Raw genomic sequence first — 19,573 nt, forward strand, 5'->3', positions numbered from 1 at the left:
AAAGTGATAAGTAAAAACGTAACGATATGTCAAACCAAACTGTAACCGTTGAAACAGCCAAAGAGTTAGGCCTTTTGCCAGAGGAGTTCGAAATGATAAAAAAATATTTAGGGCGTACTCCTAATTTTACTGAATTAAGTATTTACTCGGTGATGTGGTCGGAGCACGCATCGTATAAGAATTCAATAAAATGGTTAAAGACTTTGCCTCGGAAAGGCTCGGCCATACTTGCAGAAGCAGGAACCGAGAATGCTGGCTTGGTTGATATTGGTAATGGTTTGGCATGTGCGTTTAAAATTGAATCGCACAATCACCCCTGTGCAGTTGAGCCATACCAGGGTGCTGCAACTGGTGTTGGGGGAATTAATCGCGACATATTTACCATGGGTGCGAGGCCTGTTGCTCAGCTTAATTCCTTACGTTTTGGAAATATTAAACTCGATCGTACTCGTTGGATTATGAAGGGTGTGGTTAAAGGTATTGGCGACTATGGCAATGCTTTTGGAATACCCGTTCTGGCTGGTGAAGTTTTTTTTGACGATTGTTATAACACTAACCCCTTAGTAAATGCCATGTCGGTTGGCATTGTCGAAAAGGACAAGGTTGTTTCTGCAGTTTCAAAAGGGAAAGGTAATCCAGTTTATATTGTTGGTTCTGCAACAGGAAAAGATGGTATACATGGTGCTACATTTGCTTCAGCTAATATTACAGAGGAATCTGCCGAGGATATTCCATCAATACAGGTAGGTGACCCATTCCAGGAAAAGATTCTCCTGGAGGCAACTCAAGAGGTTATCAGAACGGGTGCTCTAGTTGGCATGCAGGATATGGGTGCTGCTGGCATTATTTGTTCTACCTCTGAGATGTCCGAAAAGGGTAGTCATGGAATGCGAATCGAATTGGATAAGGTGCCCTTGCGACAGAAAAACATGGAAGCATGGGAAATTCTCCTATCCGAATCCCAAGAACGAATGTTAATGGTTGTTCAAAAAGGTCGCGAGTCGGAAATTGAGAATGTCCTTGATAAATGGGATATTAGCTATGCGGTTATCGGAGAGGTTACAGAAGGCGATTTTCTTGAGTTTTATCATCATGGAGAACTTGTAGCCAAAGTACCTGCATCTACTCTTGTTCTAGGTGGAGGAGCTCCTGTTTACGATAGAGAATATCGTGAACCAAAATATTTCAAGGAGTTTAAGAAGTTTGATATGTCCAAGGTTCCTGAACCTTCTGACTTAATTGATGTTGCACACAAAATCATTTCTCAACCAAACATTGCTTCGAAGCGTTGGGTATTTGAGCAGTATGATACCATGATTGGAACAGGTAACATGACAACCAACTTTCCTTCCGATGCTGGTGTTTATAACCTTAAAGGTACTAATAATGCTCTTGTAATGACTGTGGATTGTAACTCACGTTATGTTAAAGCCGATCCATATGTAGGGGCAATGATTGCGGTGGCCGAGGCTGCTAGAAATATTTCGTGTACTGGTGCTAAGCCTCTTGCTATTACCAACTGTTTAAACTTTGGTAATCCATACAATCCTGAGGTTTACTGGCAATTTGTTCAGGCCATTAAGGGAATGGGTGAGGCTTGTAAAAAATTTGATACACCTGTAACAGGTGGTAACGTAAGTTTTTACAACCAGTCCTCTATTGGCGATAAGGAGGAGGCTGTATTCCCAACTCCAACTATTGGCATGATTGGATTGCTCGATAATAAGAATCATCATACTACACTTGCATTTAAGGAGAAGGGCCATATGATTTACCTGGTAGGTAAATCGGTTAATGATTTAGCCTCATCTGAATACTTGTATAGCTATCACGGCATAAAGGAATCGCCTGCCCCATACTTTGATATTGAGGAGGAGTTTGAGATGCAAAAAACTATTCGTGAACTCATCTCTCATAACCTTGTTCAGTCTGCTCATGATGTGTCCGATGGTGGATTGTTTGTAGCTCTACTAGAAAGCGCAATGCCTCGTAACTTAGGTTTTGATATTACTACTGATGCTGAGATTAGGACCGATGCCTTTCTTTTTGGGGAAGCCCAAGGTAGGGTAGTTGTTTCTGTTTCGCCTTCACGCGAGACCCAGTTTATCGATTATATGGTTTCTAGCAAGATCCCATTTACTGCTTTAGGCCATGTTACTAAGTCTGAGGTTCGTGTAGATGATATTTCTTTTGGTTTCATCTCTGACCTGAAGAACATCTACGATACTGCTTTAGAGAAACTTATTAATGAATAAAGATTTCTAACTTTTGGGAAAGGTTGATAAATCCAGCAGTAAGGTTGCTGCAATGTTCAATAGCATTGCGCCAAAGTACGATTTTCTTAATCACTTTCTTAGCCTAGGGATTGATAGGATTTGGAGGCGAAAATTGGTTAATCGTATTTTGAAAGATAGTCCAGAAATGGTTCTTGATGTAGCCACTGGTACTGCCGACCTTGCCATAGCTCTTGCTAAAAGAAATTCAAGGGTTAGAATTACTGGTATCGATATTTCCGACGCAATGATTGCTATAGGCGAGAATAAGGTTAAAACGGCAATGTTGCATAATAGAATTGACCTCAAAGTAGCATCTGCTCTGAAAATACCTTTCCCCGACAATCACTTTGATGCCGCAATGGTAGCTTTTGGTGTAAGAAATTTTGAGAATTTGGCTCAGGGCCTAAAGGAGATTTATAGGGTTTTAATGCCAAACAGCGTGTTTGCGGTTTTAGAGTTCTCAATGCCTAAAACTTGGCCTTTTAATCTTATCTATCGATTTTATTTTAAAACTTTCTTGCCATGGATAGGTGGGTTGGTTTCAGGCAATAGGCAAGCATATAGTTACTTACCCGATTCTGTGGTGGAATTTCCTCAAGGCCAAGATTTTGTGGAAATATTAAAATCAATTGGTTTTGATAAGGTCGATATTAAAACGCAAACCTTTGGAGTCGCTACAATTTATATTGCCAAAAAATCAACTTTATAATAAATCAATCAAAATTCCGTTTAAGTGGATAATTAAATTAGGAGATTAGTCTTGAAAAGAGTAGTTGTAGGCATATTATTCACTTTTGTTTTTTGTGGAGTTGCTTGGTCGCAGGTGAGAAGACCTATAGTGTTAAACGACCCTGATTATGATGTTTCTAAACCCCTCAAGTTTGGATTTTCCATTGGTATTAACTTAATGGATTTTGATGTAGAAAATAGAATAAATCAGTTTAATGTTGATGGTTCATTATATTTTGCCGAGGTAACACATATTTCACCAGGCCTTAATGTTAATGCTATTGGCGATTTACGATTATCAGAGAGCGTACATCTCAGGTTCTTACCGGGCTATTCGTTTGGTCAACGCGATGTTAATTTCTTCAAGGTTGACACTGCAAGCAATCTTGGAATAGCTACAACCATGCAAATGGAGTCTAATTTTATCGACCTGCCAATTGGTATTAAATTTCTTTCTGAACGAAATAGCAATGTTAGACCATACCTATATCTTGGTACCGATTTTAGAATTGACCTTGCTGCATATAAAAGGTTAAAGGTTGAGAAAGGAGTATTGTTGCGATTACAAAAATTTGATTACTATTACGAAATCGGTTTTGGAATCGATTTTTTCCTTCAATACTTTAAATTTTCAACCGAGATAAAATGGTCGGCTGGCATGCTAAACATGCTATCGAACGATTATGTTGATGAAGGAAAGGCCTTTCACGAGGCTATTGGTGGGCTTCGGTCTAAATTCCTTATCATCTCATTTCACTTTGAGTAGATTTGTTCCAATAAGTGTTTATTGATGCCAAACGAGATTAATTTAATCCTAAACCCTGCTGAGGCTGCAAATGAGTCTGCTTTCCTACGAGTTGCAGCCCAAAAATTGGGTATCCATACAACTGATATTGCTCATTACGTCATTACCCGAAAATCTATCGATGCCCGAAGGGGGCGAGTCAAAGTAAACATTGGATTAAAAATATTTTTAGCAGGCGAGGAAATAGCAGATGAGAAGCCTGTTTTCCAATACAAAGATGTTAGAAAAGCAAAACCTGTCATAATTGTTGGTGCCGGACCTGCTGGGCTATTTGCTGCATTAAGATTGATAGAGCTGGGAATTAAACCAATTATCTTAGAGCGCGGAAAATCGGTTAGCGAACGAAAGCGCGATATCGCCTTATTAAATAGAGAGCATAAGTTAGATGCTAATTCCAACTATGCATTTGGTGAGGGTGGGGCAGGTACCTTTTCCGATGGAAAGCTTTATACTCGTTCAAAGAAAAGGGGTAACTACAAGCGAATCCTTCAGGCATTAATTGATCACGGTGCCGACCCAGCAATAATTTACGAAGCTCATCCACATATTGGCACAAACAGGTTACCCGGAATAATAACTAGAATTAGGGAAACTATTCTGGAACACGGAGGAGAAGTCCTTTTCAATAGTAAAGTGTCAAATATCATTCTTGAGTCTGGCAAAGCAAAAGGGGTTGTTTTAGATGATGGGCTAAAACTTTTTGGCGAAGCTGTTATTCTTGCAACTGGTCATTCTGCCCGCGATATCTACCATATGCTATATGAGCAAGACATTGCTCTTGAAGCTAAGCCATTTGCCATGGGGGTTAGGGTAGAGCACCCTCAGGCTTTAATTGATTCCATTCAGTACCATGGTATTCCTAGGAGCAGCTATCTGCCTGCCGCTTCGTACTCTTTAGTTCAGCAAGTTAGTGGTAGGGGAGTGTACTCTTTCTGCATGTGTCCAGGAGGTTTTATTGTGCCAGCAGCAACAGGTACCGATGAGGTGGTTGTTAATGGAATGTCGCCATCAAACCGGAATTCTAGGTGGGCCAACTCTGGCATTGTTGTTGAAATACGATTAGAAGACCTAACCGATTTCGCAAAATATGATGTATTTGCTGGGTTGGAATTTCAGTCTCATTTAGAACGTCTTGCTAAAAAACATGGAGGGTATGGGGTTCAAGCGCCCGCTCAGCGATTGACCGATTTTGTTGAAGGTCGTTTTTCTGCTAACCTTCCTGCATGTTCATATCATCCTGGCCTAAACTCATCTGACATGAGTGCATGGTTACCTGAAGGTATTGGGGCAAGGCTTCAGCAGGGTTTCAAAGCTTTTGGAAAAAAGATAAAAGGCTTTTTAACTAATGAGGCTGTCATTCTTGGTGTAGAATCCAGAACTTCGTCACCTATAAGGATTCCACGTAATGCTAAAACACTTCAACATATTCAAATAACGGGACTTTTCCCTTCGGGCGAAGGGGCTGGTTATGCTGGTGGAATAGTTTCTTCTGCACTTGATGGCTCTTTAGCTGCAGAAGCTGTTCATAGTTTTCTTAGGTTATAAAATATTTGTTGCATAACTATTTTAAATTCTTTAACTTGTATCGGTAAAAATTTAAAAAGATGAAAGCCGATACATTAATTATTTTAGTTACAATTCTACTTCCTCTTAGTTTAATTTCAGAACGAATTACTAATCTTATTAAGCTATTCTTTCCTCAAGGATTTTTAGGATTAGGCAATATTCGCTACAAAGAGGAGAACCCGATACTTGAAAAAAAACGGGAGCGAAGAATTTTTGCTATAAGCTTAATTTCTGGCGAAATTGTTGCCTTTGCTTTAAAAGCCGATCTTTTTACCATTCTAACTAAAGGAACATTTGGTTGGAATGTAGAAGGCTCTGGTTATGCCTGGATTATAGGGTGCTTATTCTCTGGCTTCTTTTTAAGTTGGGGGAGTAAGTTTTGGCACGATTTGTTGGAAATTATACTTGAAATGAAAAACGTTCGTAGGGTGAATGTTAAAGCAAAGGCTATTGAAATTAAAAAGAAAGAGGCTGAACTCGACGATAATGCAATAGAGCAAAGCACTTTCCTAACTGTTAAGGACAAACCTGCCGTTGCTGAGGATAAAATTTCTGTTGAAAGAATTAAAAAACTTCACCCCAAAGTTCGCGATGAGGTTCTTTCAATCTATCATGAGCTAGTTCGCCAAAAAGTGCCAATACGAATTACTGATACTCTCAGAACTTTTGAGGAGCAAGAAGAGCTGTATTCAAGGGGAAGAACAAAACCAGGTAAGATTGTTACAAAAGCAAAACCCGGACGTTCGTATCATAACTATGGTTTAGCTCTCGATTTTTGTCTATTGATGAACGATGGCAAAAAGGCAAGTTGGAGCAGAACAGCTGACCTGAATGCCAACCAAAAGGCCGATTGGGAGGAGATAGTCGCTCTATTTAAACATTATGGTTGGGAATGGGGAGGCGATTGGGCATCTTTTAAAGACTACCCTCATCTGCAAAAAACATTTGGTTTTTCTACCTCTCAGCTACTTAAAAAGGTTAATGATGGTGAGGTTGATGAAAATGGTTACGTAAAGATATAACTCTTAAAGATGAATAAAAAACTAACATGGGCTGCAGTTATCTTAGCTTTTTTGCTTGTTGCATTAGTAGTTCGGATAGTAAAAGAGTACGATAGGCATTGCGTTAAAAAAGCGAATCCTGAATTTAAAAGCTATTTAAAGCAGCAACAAGCGCAACTTGATAGCATAGTAAATAGGCTGAGTAACGAAGGCTTAATCTCAACTTCGGGAATTGAGTTACAATCTCCAAGTGGATGCTTCACCTCAAACTTTGAAGGTGCCGAGGTGCTGATTGCAGGATTGCAGCATCACGATAGTATTTACGGCACAAAATCTTTTAAACCCTATTATACTTACGGTTGTAACTATATTCATTTCGACCCCGATCATCCTTATTATGGGTTAGCCGATTTAGAAGTCAAGGTGGGCCCTGTAAAGTATTTTCAGCCCGAGCTAAAAGGATTGGATAAACTTTCTGGCTTGGGGTTTAGCACATCTCCAAAACCTTATAAAGTTTACAGAAAACCAGTTTACGATAGCACTGGGAAAAAACTACGCCTATTTGAGATGCAACTTTGGTTAACGCAGTTTAAAGTAGCCATGACCATAATAAGCGATAGGGAAACCCCTCAAGTAAGACCAAACGATGCCTTCCTAAATTCTAGGATTTACCCAGGTTTTTGGTATCAGGACTCTCGTAAGTTTATATCTATGAATGATTTAAGGGATAAACGAGAGTTTATGAATCATCGCTATTGCGATATTACTGTAATTCTTGAGGTAAATCCTAATGCTTCGCCTTGGTATATTAAGGCAAACAACCAGCAAACCCTTAGGCCCGATATTGCTATTGGTGCTGTTGTTTGTAACGAGCTTATCAAAAAACCTGAAAAAGAAAATCAAATACATATTAATATTCAGAAAGGAATGTTGGCACCTCTATTTCTAGAACCTTTTGAAAGAGACATTAATTCAAACATTGATTCTTCTGGTTATGTGACAGATTTAGCCAATGAACTTCAGGAATATAAAAGGTTAAATATTTGGAATAGGAAATATTACATAAAGTTGCATTCCAAAAATATAGGTGCTCGGCAAACCGGTATTCTTTGGAATAAGAAATCGTTTGATGAGCAACTTGAGTTCTCCTTCCTTTTGCCACTTCTTGTTGTTGGAAGTTGGGATGTGCAATTACCATGGGATGTAATTCCTGAAATGGAAGCCCCACAGCCATATTACAGAAGTTTTAGTATAAAAAACTTATTCCCCGATTGGGGAATAGGTGGTTTGGGTAAAGCTTTTAGCTCATTAATTATTTTAGGAGTTTTTGCCCTTTTGTTTTTGCGATTCTTTTTCTAGTAGAATTTTAGTGACCTTGAAATTCTGAGAGGAATATTGCGGTAGCCATTGCCACATTTAACGATTCAACATGAGTTCGATTTTTAGCAAAAGAAGGAATGGTTACCTTATGAGTTAATAATTTCTCAACTTTTGGACTAATCCCATTACCCTCATTACCCATTACTATAATTCCTTGGTTGCTCTTTTTTAAACTATAGATGTTTTCACCAGCCATGCAAGCTCCATAAATCGGAACGTCAACTTGTTGCTTAAGCCATTGCTCTAGGTTTGTGTAATGAATCTTAACATGAGCAATTGCTCCCATAGTTGCTTGGATTGTTTTAGGCGAAAATGCATCAGCACAACCTTCTGAGCATACTATAGTATCTATCCCAAACCAATCAGCTAGTCGGATAATGGTTCCTAAGTTACCAGGATCCTGCACTGTATCAAGAGCTAAAACGAGTTCGGTAGTAATCTTTGGAACTAATGAGTAAGTTGGATAAGCAACTATTGCTAATACATCCGTAGGAGTAACTAAATTGCTAATTCGCTTCATTTCCGACATGCTTACAGTGTTGATTCTGCAATCAACATTTGGAATAGGGTAAGCCTCTGTGCGGTATACTTCCTTAATTCTAAACTTGCCTGCAATAAGCTCATCAACAAGTTTTACCCCCTCTGCCACAAATAAACCCAGTTCTCTCCTGAATTTCTTTTGACTTAGCGATTTGATATGTTTTATTGCATTCTTGGTTAACATCCTTTTTTTTGACAAAATAAGTAAATTTTACTTTAACCCTGTGTAACTTTTAGCTTCACTATTGTTTATCCAAAAAAAAATGTACATTGGTCTCACTTTTGTGTTAATTTATCATTATTGTACTTTGTTTTATAAATCATTCTATAATAAAAACTGAGTATTATTTACTTTTGTGTATTGCAAAATTTTTCCCATAAAACATGCAGTTTCTTTTAAGGGTGTTAGCAGAACATAGGTTATACCGAATACTTTTTACTTTTTTAGTATTCGTATTTGTAACCTCCTGTTCGGTTACAAAGCATGTCCCCGATGGGATGTACTTATTAAATAAGGTTGAGGTTAAGTCAAAGTCTAAAGAAGTTAAATCCGACGAAATTCTATCATATGTAAAACAGAAACCAAACAAACGAATTCTTGGTTTTCGATTTCATCTTAGGTTATACAGTTTGTCAAATCCCCAAAAATCGGGTTGGTTGAGTAGGGGACTCCGCCAAATTGGTGAGGATCCAGTTCTTTTCGATAGCCTTGTGGTTAAAGAGAGTAGTAGGAATATAAAGCTCTTTCTGCAAAGTAAGGGGTACTACAATTCGGTAGTTAAGGATTCTATTAGGTATCATGGTAAAAAAGTTGATGTGTTTTACACTGTAGAACCACGTAGCCCATATTATATCCGAAAAATTGGTTATTACATTGAGGACACAATTATACGTAGCTTGGTATTGCGCGACTCTGTGAATAGAATTTTTAATCGGAACGATCTTTTTGATATTGACTTGCTCCAGAATGAGCGTGAAAGAATTGAAATCCTTCTTAAGGAGAAAGGTTTCTATTCGTTTGATAAGAATTATATCACCTTTACTGCCGATACTAATCTTCAGGGCAATTACGTCGATTTGAATTTAATTATAAAAAATCCAGCTAAACCTAATCCAAAAGGGAAGCCTGTCCCGTTAAAGTTTAAACGGTATAAAATTCGAAGAGTATATATTTATCCTAATTACGACCCATTTAAGTTTGACACATTTATTGAAAATTCTCAACTCGATACTATCAGTAATAATAATTGTTATTTTGTATATCATGATAAACTAGGTATTAAACTTAGTGTTATCCAGTCATTCAATTTGATACGGCCCGATAGCATATTTTCTCTTAGTAGGGTGAATCGAACCCGTCAGAATTTAAGCCAAATAAGACTTTTTAAATTTGTAAACATCGAATTCAGAGAAGTTGATGTATTTAACAAAAAAGATTCTTCAAAAGTCATCTTTTTAGATGATAGCATTGAGGTAGAAGAAGATTTTGGATATTTAGATTGTTACATACAGCTTGTACCTCATACGCTGCAAAGTTACCAGGTTGAGCTGGTTGGAACTAATACAACGGGATCTTTAGGAGCCGAAGGAACCTTAAATTATCAGCACAAAAACCTTTTAAATGGGGCAGAACTTTTTGATGTCAAGCTACGTGGATTAGTTGAAACCGTTCAGCAGAATCTTAATTTGCATAATACTCTTGAGATTGGGGGTTCAATGAGTTTAAAAACACCCAAATTTATTGGTCCATATTCTTCGAAAGTTAGAGTTGATAAATATGCCCCCAACACCCAATTTACTGCCTCTTATAGTTTTCAACGTCGACCCGAATATACGCGAATGATAACAGGGCTGCAATATGGTTATATCTGGAAAAGTTCGCAGTTCTCTACACATACTCTTAACCCTGTTGAGCTAAATGCAATTACCATTAAGGAAATCAGCTCTGATTTTCAGGAACAAATCGATTCTACTTTTCTTAAGTATAGCTATATCAGCCAAATTGTTACCGTATCGAGTTATAGTTGGGTATATAGTAACCAGAATCCAAAGAAATTAAGTAACTATAACTATTTACGTTTTAACTTTGAGCTATCGGGTAATATTCTTTCCGCCATTTCAAAACTTACGGGGCGCAGTAAAAATTCTAATGGTTCTTACGAGTTTTTCAATACCGAATTTTCTCAGTTTGCTAGGACCGAAGTAAACTATACATTTCATCAGATTGTTGATGAGAATAATTCATTTGCATATAGATTTTATATTGGGCTTGGGTATCCTTACGGAAATTCGCGAGCCCTTCCTTTTGAAAAAAGATTCTTTAGCGGGGGTGCAAATGGGATTAGGGCTTGGCAGGCTCGCTCTCTAGGTCCAGGCTCATACTATCAAGATCTTGAGCGTTTCCCTAATAGAACAGCAGATATTAAACTTGAGGCCAATTTTGAATACCGCTATCGATTGGTATGGAAGCTAGAAGGTGCCCTTTTTGTTGATGTTGGAAATATCTGGTCGTGGCCTGGCCTCGACGAGCGCGAAGGGGCTACATTTAAATGGGACAAGTTTTATGAGCAAATTGCCATTGGTAGTGGGTTAGGAATAAGAATGAACTTAGGTTTTTTTATTATTCGTACCGATTTTGGATATAAAATTTTTGACCCTGCAATTAATCCAAATGAGCCATACAACCCTTGGGTTGGGTTTAATCAACCGCTGAAAATTAACAAGTTCGTTTTTAACTTCGGTATAGGATACCCCTTCTAGCTTTTTGCTTGACTTAAAATCAATTTTATCGTAGGTTTGTATAAACCCAAAAATTCTGTAACCATGAATTACGATAAAATAGTTGAGCTATTGGGAGATAGGGCCTCGCATTTGCTTGATCACAAGTGCACCACTGTTCCAAAAGAGACGTTACACTTGCCAGGCCCCGATTTTATTGAACGAGTGGTTTATAATAGTAACCGTTCACCTCAGGTAATGCGAAGCTTACATGCTCTGTTTAATCATGGACGGTTGGCAGGAACTGGTTACCTATCAATTTTGCCTGTAGATCAAGGTATTGAGCATAGTGCTGGTGCGTCGTTTGCGCCTAATCCCATTTATTTCGATCCGGAGAACATCGTAAAATTGGCCATTGAAGGTGGAGCTAACGCAGTGGCATCTACTTTTGGAGTTTTAGCCTCTGTAGCTCGAAAGTATGCCCATCGTATTCCCTTCATTGTGAAGATCAATCATAACGAATTGCTTACCTATCCTAATAAGTACGATCAAATTATGTTTGGGTCGGTTGAGGAGGCTTGGAATCTGGGTGCAGTTGCGGTTGGTGCTACAATATACTTTGGTTCACCAGAAAGTAACAGGCAAATAATTGAAGTTGCCCAAGCTTTTGAGCGTGCTCATGAATTGGGTATGGCTACTGTACTCTGGTGTTACCTGCGCAATAGCGCATTCAAAAAAGATGGTGTAGATTATCATGTTGCTGCCGACCTTACTAGTCAGGCAAATCATTTGGGGGTTACAATCCAGGCTGATATTATTAAACAAAAGGCACCAGTAAATAACGGGGGCTTTAAAGCTATTAATTTTGGAAAAACTCACGATAAGGTTTACTCTCAGCTAACTACTGAGCATCCAATTGATCTTACCCGTTACCAGGTGGTTGGTTGCTATAATGGTCGTGCTGGGCTCATTAACTCAGGTGGAGCCTCTTCTGGAGCAAGCGACCTAGCTGAAGCCGTTTTTACAGCTGTGGTAAATAAGCGCGCTGGCGGCATGGGGCTAATCAGCGGTAGGAAGGCATTCCAACGGCCAATGAAGGAAGGAATAGAACTTTTAAATGCTATACAAGATGTTTACCTCGAAAATAAAATTGACATAGCTTAATACATTGCTTTTAAGGTGTCCTGATAATTCCAATTAATTTTACTAGAGCAATATAATGAACGAATTATATTGCTCTAACTTTACGTATCGGTATCTTTCGCTTTAATTTATTGTATAATTTTTATTGTATTGTTGTTTAAATCTCTATTTTTTTTAAAATTGGGGCACCAAAACCTAAATTAAACTAAAAACCTAAAGTTATAAATTATGTCTGTTCCAACTAATCGTGATAGCTTCGGAAGCAAGTTTGGTATTATTGCTGCTGCTGCTGGTTCTGCAGTGGGGTTAGGGAATATTTGGAAGTTTCCATATATTACAGGTCAGAACGGTGGAGGAGCATTTCTACTCATTTACCTATTTTTTGTTCTATTGCTTGGTGTTCCCGTTATGATTTCTGAGTTTACCATTGGTCGTAGAGGTGGACGCAATGTATTCGGCTCTTTTAAAGCATTAGCACCAGGCTCTCCATGGTATTTTGTTGGAATTATGGGGGTTGTTGCTGCATTTGTTATTTTATCGTTTTATAGCGCTGTGGCAGGATGGACCTTAGAATATATCATAAAAGCTGTTACGGTTGGGTTTAGCAATCAAAGCACCAGCGAACTTGGAGATGCTTTCACGAACTTTTTGGCAAATCCAATTAGGCCAATAGTATGGCAGCTCGTTTTTATGGTTCTTACGGCCTTTATTGTTGCTGGTGGAATAAAGAATGGGATTGAAAAGTATAATAAGTTTTTGATGCCTATTCTGGTACTTTTCTTAATTATTCTTTGTATTCGTTCGGTTACACTTCCAAATGCAAGTAAAGGACTGGCTTTCCTCTTTAAGCCCGATTTTTCAAAGGTTTCCATTAAAACCATTCTCTTTGCTATGGGCCAAGCCTTTTTCTCATTAAGCTTGGGAATGGGCGCGCTTATTACCTATGCTTCTTACTTTCGTAAATCCGACGATTTGGGAAGAACTGCTGTAAACGTATCTCTTGCCGATACTTTTATTGCCATACTTGCAGGAACAGTTATTTTTCCAGCTGTTTTCTCTTTCAACATTGAACCAACGGCAGGCCCTAGCCTTGTGTTTATTACTCTTCCTGAAATATTTAGTCACATTCCACTAGGTAATATTTTTGGTATAATATTCTTCGTTTTACTCGCTGTTGCTGCACTTACCTCTACTGTTTCGGTTTTAGAAGTGGTGGTAGCATATTTTGCCGAAGAACTTAAGATTTCACGTAAGAAAGCTACGGTTTTGGCATCTGTGTCTATCTTCATCCTTGGTATATTTGCCTCATTATCATTTGGTCCCTTAGATAGGTTTACTATTTTGGGAAAGTCGATTTTTGATGCTTTAGATTTTCTAGCTTCAAATATTCTACTACCAGGAGGTGGGTTGCTAATCGTAATATTTGTTGGGTGGTACCTTAAAAAATCTGATTTATACGATGAAATATCTAATTCTGGTAGCTTAAAAGCACGCTACTTCCCTGTTTATCGATTCATTGTTAGATTTATTGCTCCATTAGCAATAGCTGCAATCTTCATTTATTCTGTATTCTTTGGATCGTTAGGGTAAACTAACTGCCATGGATGAGGTAGTAAATTCCTTATTTGAGCCACTGGTAAAGCTGCTTTCTGGGTTTCTCTTTTGGGATCCATTTAAAGCATTTGGCGTTGATATAGGATTCCGATTCCCTTTAGTTGTAATGTGGTTAATGATTTGGGGAGTTTACTTTACCTTTAGGATGGGGTTTATAAACATTCGTGGGTTTAAACTATCACTATTAATCACAAGTGGCAAACTCGATCGTAATAGCAACAAAGGTGAAGTGTCTCATTTTCAGGCATTATCAACTGCGCTTTCGGCAACCGTAGGATTGGGAAATATTGCCGGTGTTGCTATTGCAATAAGTTTAGGAGGTCCTGGTGCCACATTTTGGATGATAATGGCTGGGTTGCTTGGCATGTCTTTAAAGTTCACAGAATGTACCTTAGGTCAGAAATATAGGGTAATAGATTCCAATGGTAGAGTTTCAGGTGGTCCGATGTATTACCTAAGCCAAGGGTTAGCAAAAAGGAACATGAAAATTTTTGGAAAAATACTTGCAGTTATTTTCTCTGTTCTGGTTATAGGTGCTTCTTTTGGTGGAGGCAATATGTTTCAATCTAATCAGGCTTTTTCTCAAATGTCATATATTATTCCTTGGCTTAATGGAAAAGGATTCTATTTTGGTATCGTTCTCGCAATCTTAGTAGGATTAGTTGTGCTTGGTGGTATTAAAAGTATAGCTAGGGTTGCCTCGCGGATTGTCCCATTTATGGTTGTTCTCTATATCTCTACCTCATTAATTATCATTTTTATGAATTTAGATAGGGTAGGTGAGGTTTTTAGAATGATAGTTGAACAAGCATTTGGTTTGAAACCAATTGCAGGAGGTTTCTTTGGTGCTTTTATTATTGGTTTTCAGCGTGGCGCCTTCTCCAATGAAGCTGGAATTGGTTCAGCTTCAATTGCTCATTCAGCTGCACGCACCGATGAGCCTGTTAGCGAAGGTATTGTCGCTCTTCTTGAACCTTTTATTGATACCGTTGTGGTTTGTACGATGACGGCTTTGGTAATTAACTTTTCGGGTCTTGCTAATCAGCAAACAAACTTGCAAGGTGCCCAGCTAACCTCAGCTGCATTTGCAACCGTATTGCCTTGGTTCCCATATCTTCTTGCCGTTGCAATATTGTTATTTGCCTTTTCAACTATGATTAGCTGGTCGTATTATGGGCTGAAAGGGTTCAATTACCTTTTTGAAAAACCATTATCAAAACTTTTTCCTATTCCTAATCTTTCAACTAAGGTGTTTTATGTATTTTTCCTTTTATTTATTGTGATAGGTAGTGCATCGAACCTCTGGGCAGTAATGGACTTTTCTGATATGATGATATTGGGTATGGCATTCCCTAATATATTAGGAATGATATTTTTAGCATCGGAGGTTAGGGCTGACTTAGATAATTTCTGGAACCGATGGAAAAGAAATAATAACCCTGACAATGCTTAGGTTATTAAACTTTTTAAAAAGATTATTAGATTTTACAAAAAGTGAACAAAGGGGAGTTTTGACCCTTGTTATAATGCTGTCGGTTATAACTTATGCCTCAAGCGTTTTAGTTAAGAAAAGATACTCTAAACCAGACCCCTTGCTAGTTGAAAAAGCCGATAGTTTTTTTGCATCGTTGAAGTATATGCCAAAAAATAAAGGAAAAGTTGATTATGAATCGAAAAACAAGGCAACTAAACGTAAACTAAGAAAATTTAAATCTTTTGAATTTGATCCGAATACAATTTCGCTCGATAGCTTAGTAGAACTAGGGTTGTCACCTCGTCAGGCAGAAGTAGTTGTTAAATATAGATTGAATGGTGGCCAATTTAAAACACCAAACGATTTTAGCAAGTTATACGTAATTGATTCTGCAACATGCGCTAGGCTTATTCCATTAATCAAGATTAAAGAAAAATTTGGCTCATCAATTCCCAAGGAAAAACCTTCAACCAACACATTGAAAATTGAGTTAAACGTGGCCGACACTTTGTCTCTAGTCAAACTTAAAGGCATAGGTAGCAGCTTTGCTAAACGGATTGTTAAGTACCGAAATCTTTTAGGGGGATTCTACAGTGTAAATCAGCTCCTTGAGGTTTATGGATTTACCCCCAAAAACTTAGAGCAGGTAAGGAGTAATATTTACGTTGACTCTACTCTAGTGAGAAAAATAAGCATCAATCATGCAACGTATGAGCAGCTGAAAGCTCATCCGTATATTACAAGATACGAAGCAAAATCGATTGTTTATTATCGCACTAAGAAAGGTGCCATTAGATCACTAAGTGAACTCTGGGTAAATAAAATAGTGCCTAAAGAAAAATTAGAGAAGCTAAAACATTACCTAGAGTTGTAATAGAATGAGTTTTCAATAGTTAACCGTATCAGAATTAAGAAAAAAAATGCAAAAATATTTTGGTTTAATATCAAAACGTTATATTTTTGCAGCTCAATAAAAAAAAGAAGACATGATTATAGTACCAGTTAAAGAAGGCGAAAATATTGAAAGAGCTCTCAAGAAATTCAAACGCAAATTTGAGAAAACCGGTATTATGAGGGAATTACGTGCCCGTCAAGCATACGTAAAACCTTCGGTTGCTCGTAGGGAGCAAATCAAAAAAGCCATTTACATTCAGAAGTTACAGCAGCAAGAAGACTAGTATTTGCTGACATTCAGTTGAATGCATAATCAGGCTATTTTGCCTGATTTTTTTTTGTTTTTGACAAGCAAAAATCTTATATTGCATTCAATGGATATGCTGGCTTTATTCCTTAAATACCTTGATATAGAGAAGGGTTACTCGTCGAATACCATACGAGCGTATGGCGACGACATTAAATCATTTTTTGAGTTTTCAGGTATCGACTTTAACGATAATGATGCTGTTGCGCATATTGGGCATAGAGCAATTAGAGCATGGGTGTCCGATTTGATTTCGCAGGGCATTTCAACACGTTCCGTCAATAGAAAGCTATCGTCTCTTAGAACCTTTTTTAAATACCTTCAACGGCAGGGTGTTTTGTCAACTAATCCTATGAATAGGATTGTTTCTCCCAAAACATCTAAGCGTCTGCCTGAGTTTGTTCCTGAAGCCGATATGAGCAAGGTTGATAATCCCGATTTATTCTCCGATGATTTTGAAGGGTTGCGAAATCGACTTATTATATCAATGTTCTACTATACCGGAATGAGACTTTCCGAATTGGTTGGTTTAAGCACTCAATCGGTTGACATAAATTCTATGTCTATAAAAGTTCTTGGGAAAGGGGCAAAAGAACGAATTATTCCAATACATCCAGATCTTAAAGACCTAATTGTTGAATACCTTCGGGAAAAGGGGGAAAAGTTTCCCAACTCTACAAGTTTTTTTGTTACGTCGAAAGGAAAACCCATTTATCAAAAACTCGTATACAGGATAGTAAACTATTACCTAACACAAATTACAACTTTGCAAAAGCGAAGTCCTCATGTACTTAGGCACAGCTTTGCCACTCATTTACTTAATAATGGTGCCGATTTAAACGCCATAAAAGAGTTGCTAGGGCATTCGAGCCTACTTGCAACCCAGGTTTATACTCACAGCTCATTTGAAAAGCTTAAAAAAAATTATAACCAGGCTCACCCCAGAGCCTAAAATATAAAGGAGGATTTATTATGAATATTAAAATTCAATCCATCAAGTTTGATGCCGATAAGAAGTTGCTCGATTTTATCGAGAAGAAAGCTTCAAAACTTGATCGCTTTTTTGATGGCATTATTGATGCCGAAGTGTTTTTGAGGTTGGAGAATAGCCAGGATATGGAAAATAAGATTGTGGAGTTTCGAATAAAAGTCCCTGGCGGAGACCTATTTGCTGAACGAAAAGCAAGGACATTTGAGGAAGCTACAGATTTATGCCTTGATGCTCTAAAGACTCAGGTGAAGAAGTATAAGGAAAAACTTAGAGGGGTATAATGCCCAAAGTAATAATCCAAAGGCCCTGAAGGGCCTTTTTTATTATTTGGAAATATCTCATTTTGAGCGATTTTTAAAATAATGCAAAAAAAGGTTACATAAAATGGGATTTTTTTTTGCAGAAAATCAAAAATGTTATACATTTGCAATCCGATTTCAGGAGGTAAACGTTCCTTGTAATTAATGAAAACACTTTGAAAGCCGATGTAGCTCAGTTGGTCAGAGCAGCTGATTTGTAATCAGCTGGTCGGGGGTTCGAATCCCTCCATCGGCTCAAAGTTAAGTTGGGGAGATACCAAAGTGGCCAACTGGGGCAGACTGTAAATCTGCTGGCGTATGCCTTCGTAGGTTCGAATCCTGCTCTCCCCACAAAACAGGGTTGAACACCAAAATCTTGGTGATATGCGGGAGTAGCTCAGTCGGTAGAGCATCAGCCTTCCAAGCTGAGGGTCGCGGGTTCGAGTCTCGTCTCCCGCTCTACCTGTAAGCCGATGTAGCTCAGAGGTAGAGCACTTCCTTGGTAAGGAAGGGGTCACGAGTTCAATTCTCGTCATCGGCTCGAGTTTTTTGTGTTTTATGCTGACAATCAAGTTTTTAATACTAATTTAAATTAATACCAGAAAATTATGGCTAAAGAAAAATTTGATAGGTCGAAACCGCACGTGAACATTGGTACCATTGGTCACGTTGACCATGGAAAAACTACCCTTACTGCTGCTATTACCAAGGTTTTAGCGGAGCAAGGGCTTTCTGAATTCCATTCATTCGACTCTATCGACAACGCTCCTGAGGAAAAAGAGAGGGGTATTACTATCAACACCGCTCACGTTGAGTATCAAACTGTTAATCGTCACTACGCTCACGTTGACTGTCCTGGTCACGCCGACTATGTAAAGAACATGGTTACTGGTGCTGCTCAAATGGACGGTGCTATTCTTGTAGTAGCTGCTACTGATGGTCCTATGCCTCAAACTCGTGAGCACATCCTTCTTGCTCGTCAGGTAAACGTTCCCCGTATCGTTGTTTTCCTTAACAAATGCGATATGGTTGATGATCCTGAAATGCTTGACCTCGTTGAAATGGAAGTTCGTGAGCTGTTAAGTTTCTACCAATTCGATGGCGATAACGCTCCTGTTATCCGTGGTTCTGCTCTTGGTGCGCTTAATGGTGAGCCCCAATGGGTTGAGAAAGTTATGGAGTTAATGGCTGCAGTTGACGAGTATATTCCTATTCCTCCACGTGATAACGAAAAGCCATTCCTAATGCCTGTTGAGGATGTATTCTCTATTACAGGTCGTGGTACCGTTGCTACTGGTAGAATTGAAACTGGTGTTATCCACACTGGCGACGAGGTTGAAATCGTTGGTCTAACCAAGGATAACAAACCAATGAAGTCTGTTGTTACTGGTGTTGAGATGTTCCGTAAGATTCTTGATCAAGGTGAAGCTGGTGACAACGTAGGTCTTCTACTTCGTGGTATCGATAAGAAAGAAATTAAGCGTGGTATGGTTATTGCCAAACCTGGCTCAATTACTCCTCACACCAAGTTTAAAGCTGAGGTTTACGTTTTGAAGAAAGAAGAGGGTGGTCGTCACACTCCTTTCCACAATCACTATCGTCCTCAGTTCTACCTACGTACCCTTGACGTAACTGGTGAAATCAAGTTACCAGAAGGTGTTGAGATGGTAATGCCTGGTGATAACGTAACTATCACTGTAGAACTAATCTACCCTGTAGCTATCAACAAGGGTCTACGTTTCGCAATCCGCGAAGGCGGTAGAACAGTTGGTGCTGGTCAGGTAATTGATATTATTGAGTAATTTGAAATATTAAGTTGGATTGGTTGATGTCCAA

General features: G+C 38.4%; 16 protein-coding genes and 4 tRNA genes. 19 read left to right on the forward strand and 1 reads right to left on the reverse strand.

The features are described 5' to 3' along the window. Positions 1 to 26 precede the first annotated feature (26 nt). The 6 genes from purL to FHG85_RS04340 are packed head-to-tail and all read left to right on the forward strand — an operon-like array spanning position 27 to position 7,736. Entirely contained in the window at positions 27 to 2,255 is a 2,229-nt protein-coding gene (gene purL, locus FHG85_RS04315; RefSeq protein ID WP_173073336.1) for a phosphoribosylformylglycinamidine synthase subunit PurL, read from the forward strand. 13 nt (positions 2,256 to 2,268) lie between these two features. Then, positions 2,269 to 2,985 (forward strand): bifunctional demethylmenaquinone methyltransferase/2-methoxy-6-polyprenyl-1,4-benzoquinol methylase UbiE, encoded by a 717-nt coding sequence (gene ubiE, locus FHG85_RS04320; RefSeq protein ID WP_246249270.1) that lies wholly within the window; start codon positions 2,269 to 2,271, stop codon positions 2,983 to 2,985. Positions 2,986 to 3,036: 51 nt separating this feature from the next. Next, complete coding sequence (gene porT, locus FHG85_RS04325) at positions 3,037 to 3,771, forward strand: type IX secretion/gliding motility protein PorT/SprT (protein WP_173073337.1); 735 nt, start codon at positions 3,037 to 3,039, stop codon at positions 3,769 to 3,771. 24 nt (positions 3,772 to 3,795) lie between these two features. Then, positions 3,796 to 5,355 carry an NAD(P)/FAD-dependent oxidoreductase gene (locus FHG85_RS04330; RefSeq protein WP_173073338.1) on the forward strand — a complete coding sequence of 520 codons (1,560 nt, stop codon included), beginning with the start codon at positions 3,796 to 3,798 and terminating at the stop codon, positions 5,353 to 5,355. Between the two features lie 59 nt (positions 5,356 to 5,414). Further along, positions 5,415 to 6,398 carry a M15 family metallopeptidase gene (locus FHG85_RS13195; protein WP_220429230.1) on the forward strand — a complete coding sequence of 328 codons (984 nt, stop codon included), beginning with the start codon at positions 5,415 to 5,417 and terminating at the stop codon, positions 6,396 to 6,398. A 9-nt stretch (positions 6,399 to 6,407) separates the two neighbouring features. Further along, positions 6,408 to 7,736 (forward strand): hypothetical protein, encoded by a 1,329-nt coding sequence (locus FHG85_RS04340; RefSeq protein ID WP_173073339.1) that lies wholly within the window; start codon positions 6,408 to 6,410, stop codon positions 7,734 to 7,736. Positions 7,737 to 7,743: 7 nt separating this feature from the next. Here FHG85_RS04340 and FHG85_RS04345 read toward each other — a convergent pair whose 3' ends face one another. Further along, entirely contained in the window at positions 7,744 to 8,481 is a 738-nt protein-coding gene (locus tag FHG85_RS04345) for a TrmH family RNA methyltransferase (RefSeq protein WP_173076756.1), read from the reverse strand. A gap of 200 nt (positions 8,482 to 8,681) precedes the next feature. Between FHG85_RS04345 and tamL the strand changes: the two genes are divergently transcribed. The 13 genes from tamL to tuf all read left to right on the forward strand — a co-directional run bounded on the left by tamL (position 8,682) and on the right by tuf (position 19,539). Next, on the forward strand, positions 8,682 to 11,057 hold the full coding sequence (tamL, locus tag FHG85_RS04350; RefSeq protein WP_173073340.1) for a translocation and assembly module lipoprotein TamL: 2,376 nt from the start codon (positions 8,682 to 8,684) through the stop codon (positions 11,055 to 11,057). 63 nt (positions 11,058 to 11,120) lie between these two features. Then, entirely contained in the window at positions 11,121 to 12,179 is a 1,059-nt protein-coding gene (locus FHG85_RS04355; protein ID WP_173073341.1) for a class I fructose-bisphosphate aldolase, read from the forward strand. A 207-nt stretch (positions 12,180 to 12,386) separates the two neighbouring features. Continuing rightward, a complete protein-coding gene (locus tag FHG85_RS04360; RefSeq protein WP_173073342.1) occupies positions 12,387 to 13,748 on the forward strand; it encodes a sodium-dependent transporter in 1,362 nt (453 codons plus the stop codon). A gap of 10 nt (positions 13,749 to 13,758) precedes the next feature. Then, a complete protein-coding gene (locus FHG85_RS04365) occupies positions 13,759 to 15,225 on the forward strand; it encodes an alanine/glycine:cation symporter family protein (RefSeq protein ID WP_173073344.1) in 1,467 nt (488 codons plus the stop codon). After that, complete coding sequence (locus tag FHG85_RS04370) at positions 15,218 to 16,120, forward strand: ComEA family DNA-binding protein (RefSeq protein ID WP_173073346.1); 903 nt, start codon at positions 15,218 to 15,220, stop codon at positions 16,118 to 16,120. Before FHG85_RS04365 ends, FHG85_RS04370 begins: the two co-directional genes overlap by 8 nt. Positions 16,121 to 16,232: 112 nt before the next feature. Next, entirely contained in the window at positions 16,233 to 16,424 is a 192-nt protein-coding gene (rpsU, locus tag FHG85_RS04375; protein WP_173073348.1) for a 30S ribosomal protein S21, read from the forward strand. Between the two features lie 90 nt (positions 16,425 to 16,514). Further along, positions 16,515 to 17,399, forward strand: a complete 885-nt coding sequence (locus FHG85_RS04380; protein ID WP_246249272.1) for a tyrosine-type recombinase/integrase — start codon at positions 16,515 to 16,517, stop codon at positions 17,397 to 17,399. A gap of 20 nt (positions 17,400 to 17,419) precedes the next feature. Then, the gene (gene hpf / locus FHG85_RS04385; protein WP_173073351.1) at positions 17,420 to 17,719 is read left to right on the forward strand and encodes a ribosome hibernation-promoting factor, HPF/YfiA family; all 300 of its coding nucleotides are present in this window, start codon (positions 17,420 to 17,422) and stop codon (positions 17,717 to 17,719) included. Positions 17,720 to 17,919: 200 nt separating this feature from the next. Further along, positions 17,920 to 17,993, forward strand: a tRNA-Thr gene (locus FHG85_RS04390). Between the two features lie 12 nt (positions 17,994 to 18,005). Beyond that, a tRNA-Tyr gene (locus FHG85_RS04395) sits at positions 18,006 to 18,088 on the forward strand. Between the two features lie 35 nt (positions 18,089 to 18,123). Beyond that, positions 18,124 to 18,196, forward strand: a tRNA-Gly gene (locus tag FHG85_RS04400). Between the two features lie 10 nt (positions 18,197 to 18,206). Then, positions 18,207 to 18,278, forward strand: a tRNA-Thr gene (locus tag FHG85_RS04405). Positions 18,279 to 18,345: 67 nt separating this feature from the next. Then, the gene (gene tuf, locus FHG85_RS04410; RefSeq protein ID WP_173073353.1) at positions 18,346 to 19,539 is read left to right on the forward strand and encodes an elongation factor Tu; all 1,194 of its coding nucleotides are present in this window, start codon (positions 18,346 to 18,348) and stop codon (positions 19,537 to 19,539) included. The last annotated feature ends 34 nt before the right edge of the window (positions 19,540 to 19,573 follow it).

Source organism: Tenuifilum thalassicum, from assembly GCF_013265555.1.
GTDB lineage: Bacteria > Bacteroidota > Bacteroidia > Bacteroidales > Tenuifilaceae > Tenuifilum > Tenuifilum thalassicum.

Bases quoted from the DNA above. Each gene is read 5' to 3' on its own strand.
- purL (WP_173073336.1), top strand. From the start codon at position 27: ATGTCAAACCAAACTGTAACCGTTGAAACAGCCAAAGAGTTAGGCCTT.
- FHG85_RS04330 (WP_173073338.1), top strand. From the start codon at position 3,796: ATGCCAAACGAGATTAATTTAATCCTAAACCCTGCTGAGGCTGCAAAT.
- FHG85_RS13195 (WP_220429230.1), top strand. From the start codon at position 5,415: ATGAAAGCCGATACATTAATTATTTTAGTTACAATTCTACTTCCTCTT.
- FHG85_RS04340 (WP_173073339.1), top strand. From the start codon at position 6,408: ATGAATAAAAAACTAACATGGGCTGCAGTTATCTTAGCTTTTTTGCTT.
- FHG85_RS04345 (WP_173076756.1), bottom strand. From the start codon at position 8,481: ATGTTAACCAAGAATGCAATAAAACATATCAAATCGCTAAGTCAAAAG.
- tamL (WP_173073340.1), top strand. From the start codon at position 8,682: ATGCAGTTTCTTTTAAGGGTGTTAGCAGAACATAGGTTATACCGAATA.
- FHG85_RS04355 (WP_173073341.1), top strand. From the start codon at position 11,121: ATGAATTACGATAAAATAGTTGAGCTATTGGGAGATAGGGCCTCGCAT.
- FHG85_RS04360 (WP_173073342.1), top strand. From the start codon at position 12,387: ATGTCTGTTCCAACTAATCGTGATAGCTTCGGAAGCAAGTTTGGTATT.
- FHG85_RS04365 (WP_173073344.1), top strand. From the start codon at position 13,759: ATGGATGAGGTAGTAAATTCCTTATTTGAGCCACTGGTAAAGCTGCTT.
- FHG85_RS04370 (WP_173073346.1), top strand. From the start codon at position 15,218: ATGCTTAGGTTATTAAACTTTTTAAAAAGATTATTAGATTTTACAAAA.
- rpsU (WP_173073348.1), top strand. From the start codon at position 16,233: ATGATTATAGTACCAGTTAAAGAAGGCGAAAATATTGAAAGAGCTCTC.
- FHG85_RS04380 (WP_246249272.1), top strand. From the start codon at position 16,515: ATGGATATGCTGGCTTTATTCCTTAAATACCTTGATATAGAGAAGGGT.
- hpf (WP_173073351.1), top strand. From the start codon at position 17,420: ATGAATATTAAAATTCAATCCATCAAGTTTGATGCCGATAAGAAGTTG.
- tuf (WP_173073353.1), top strand. From the start codon at position 18,346: ATGGCTAAAGAAAAATTTGATAGGTCGAAACCGCACGTGAACATTGGT.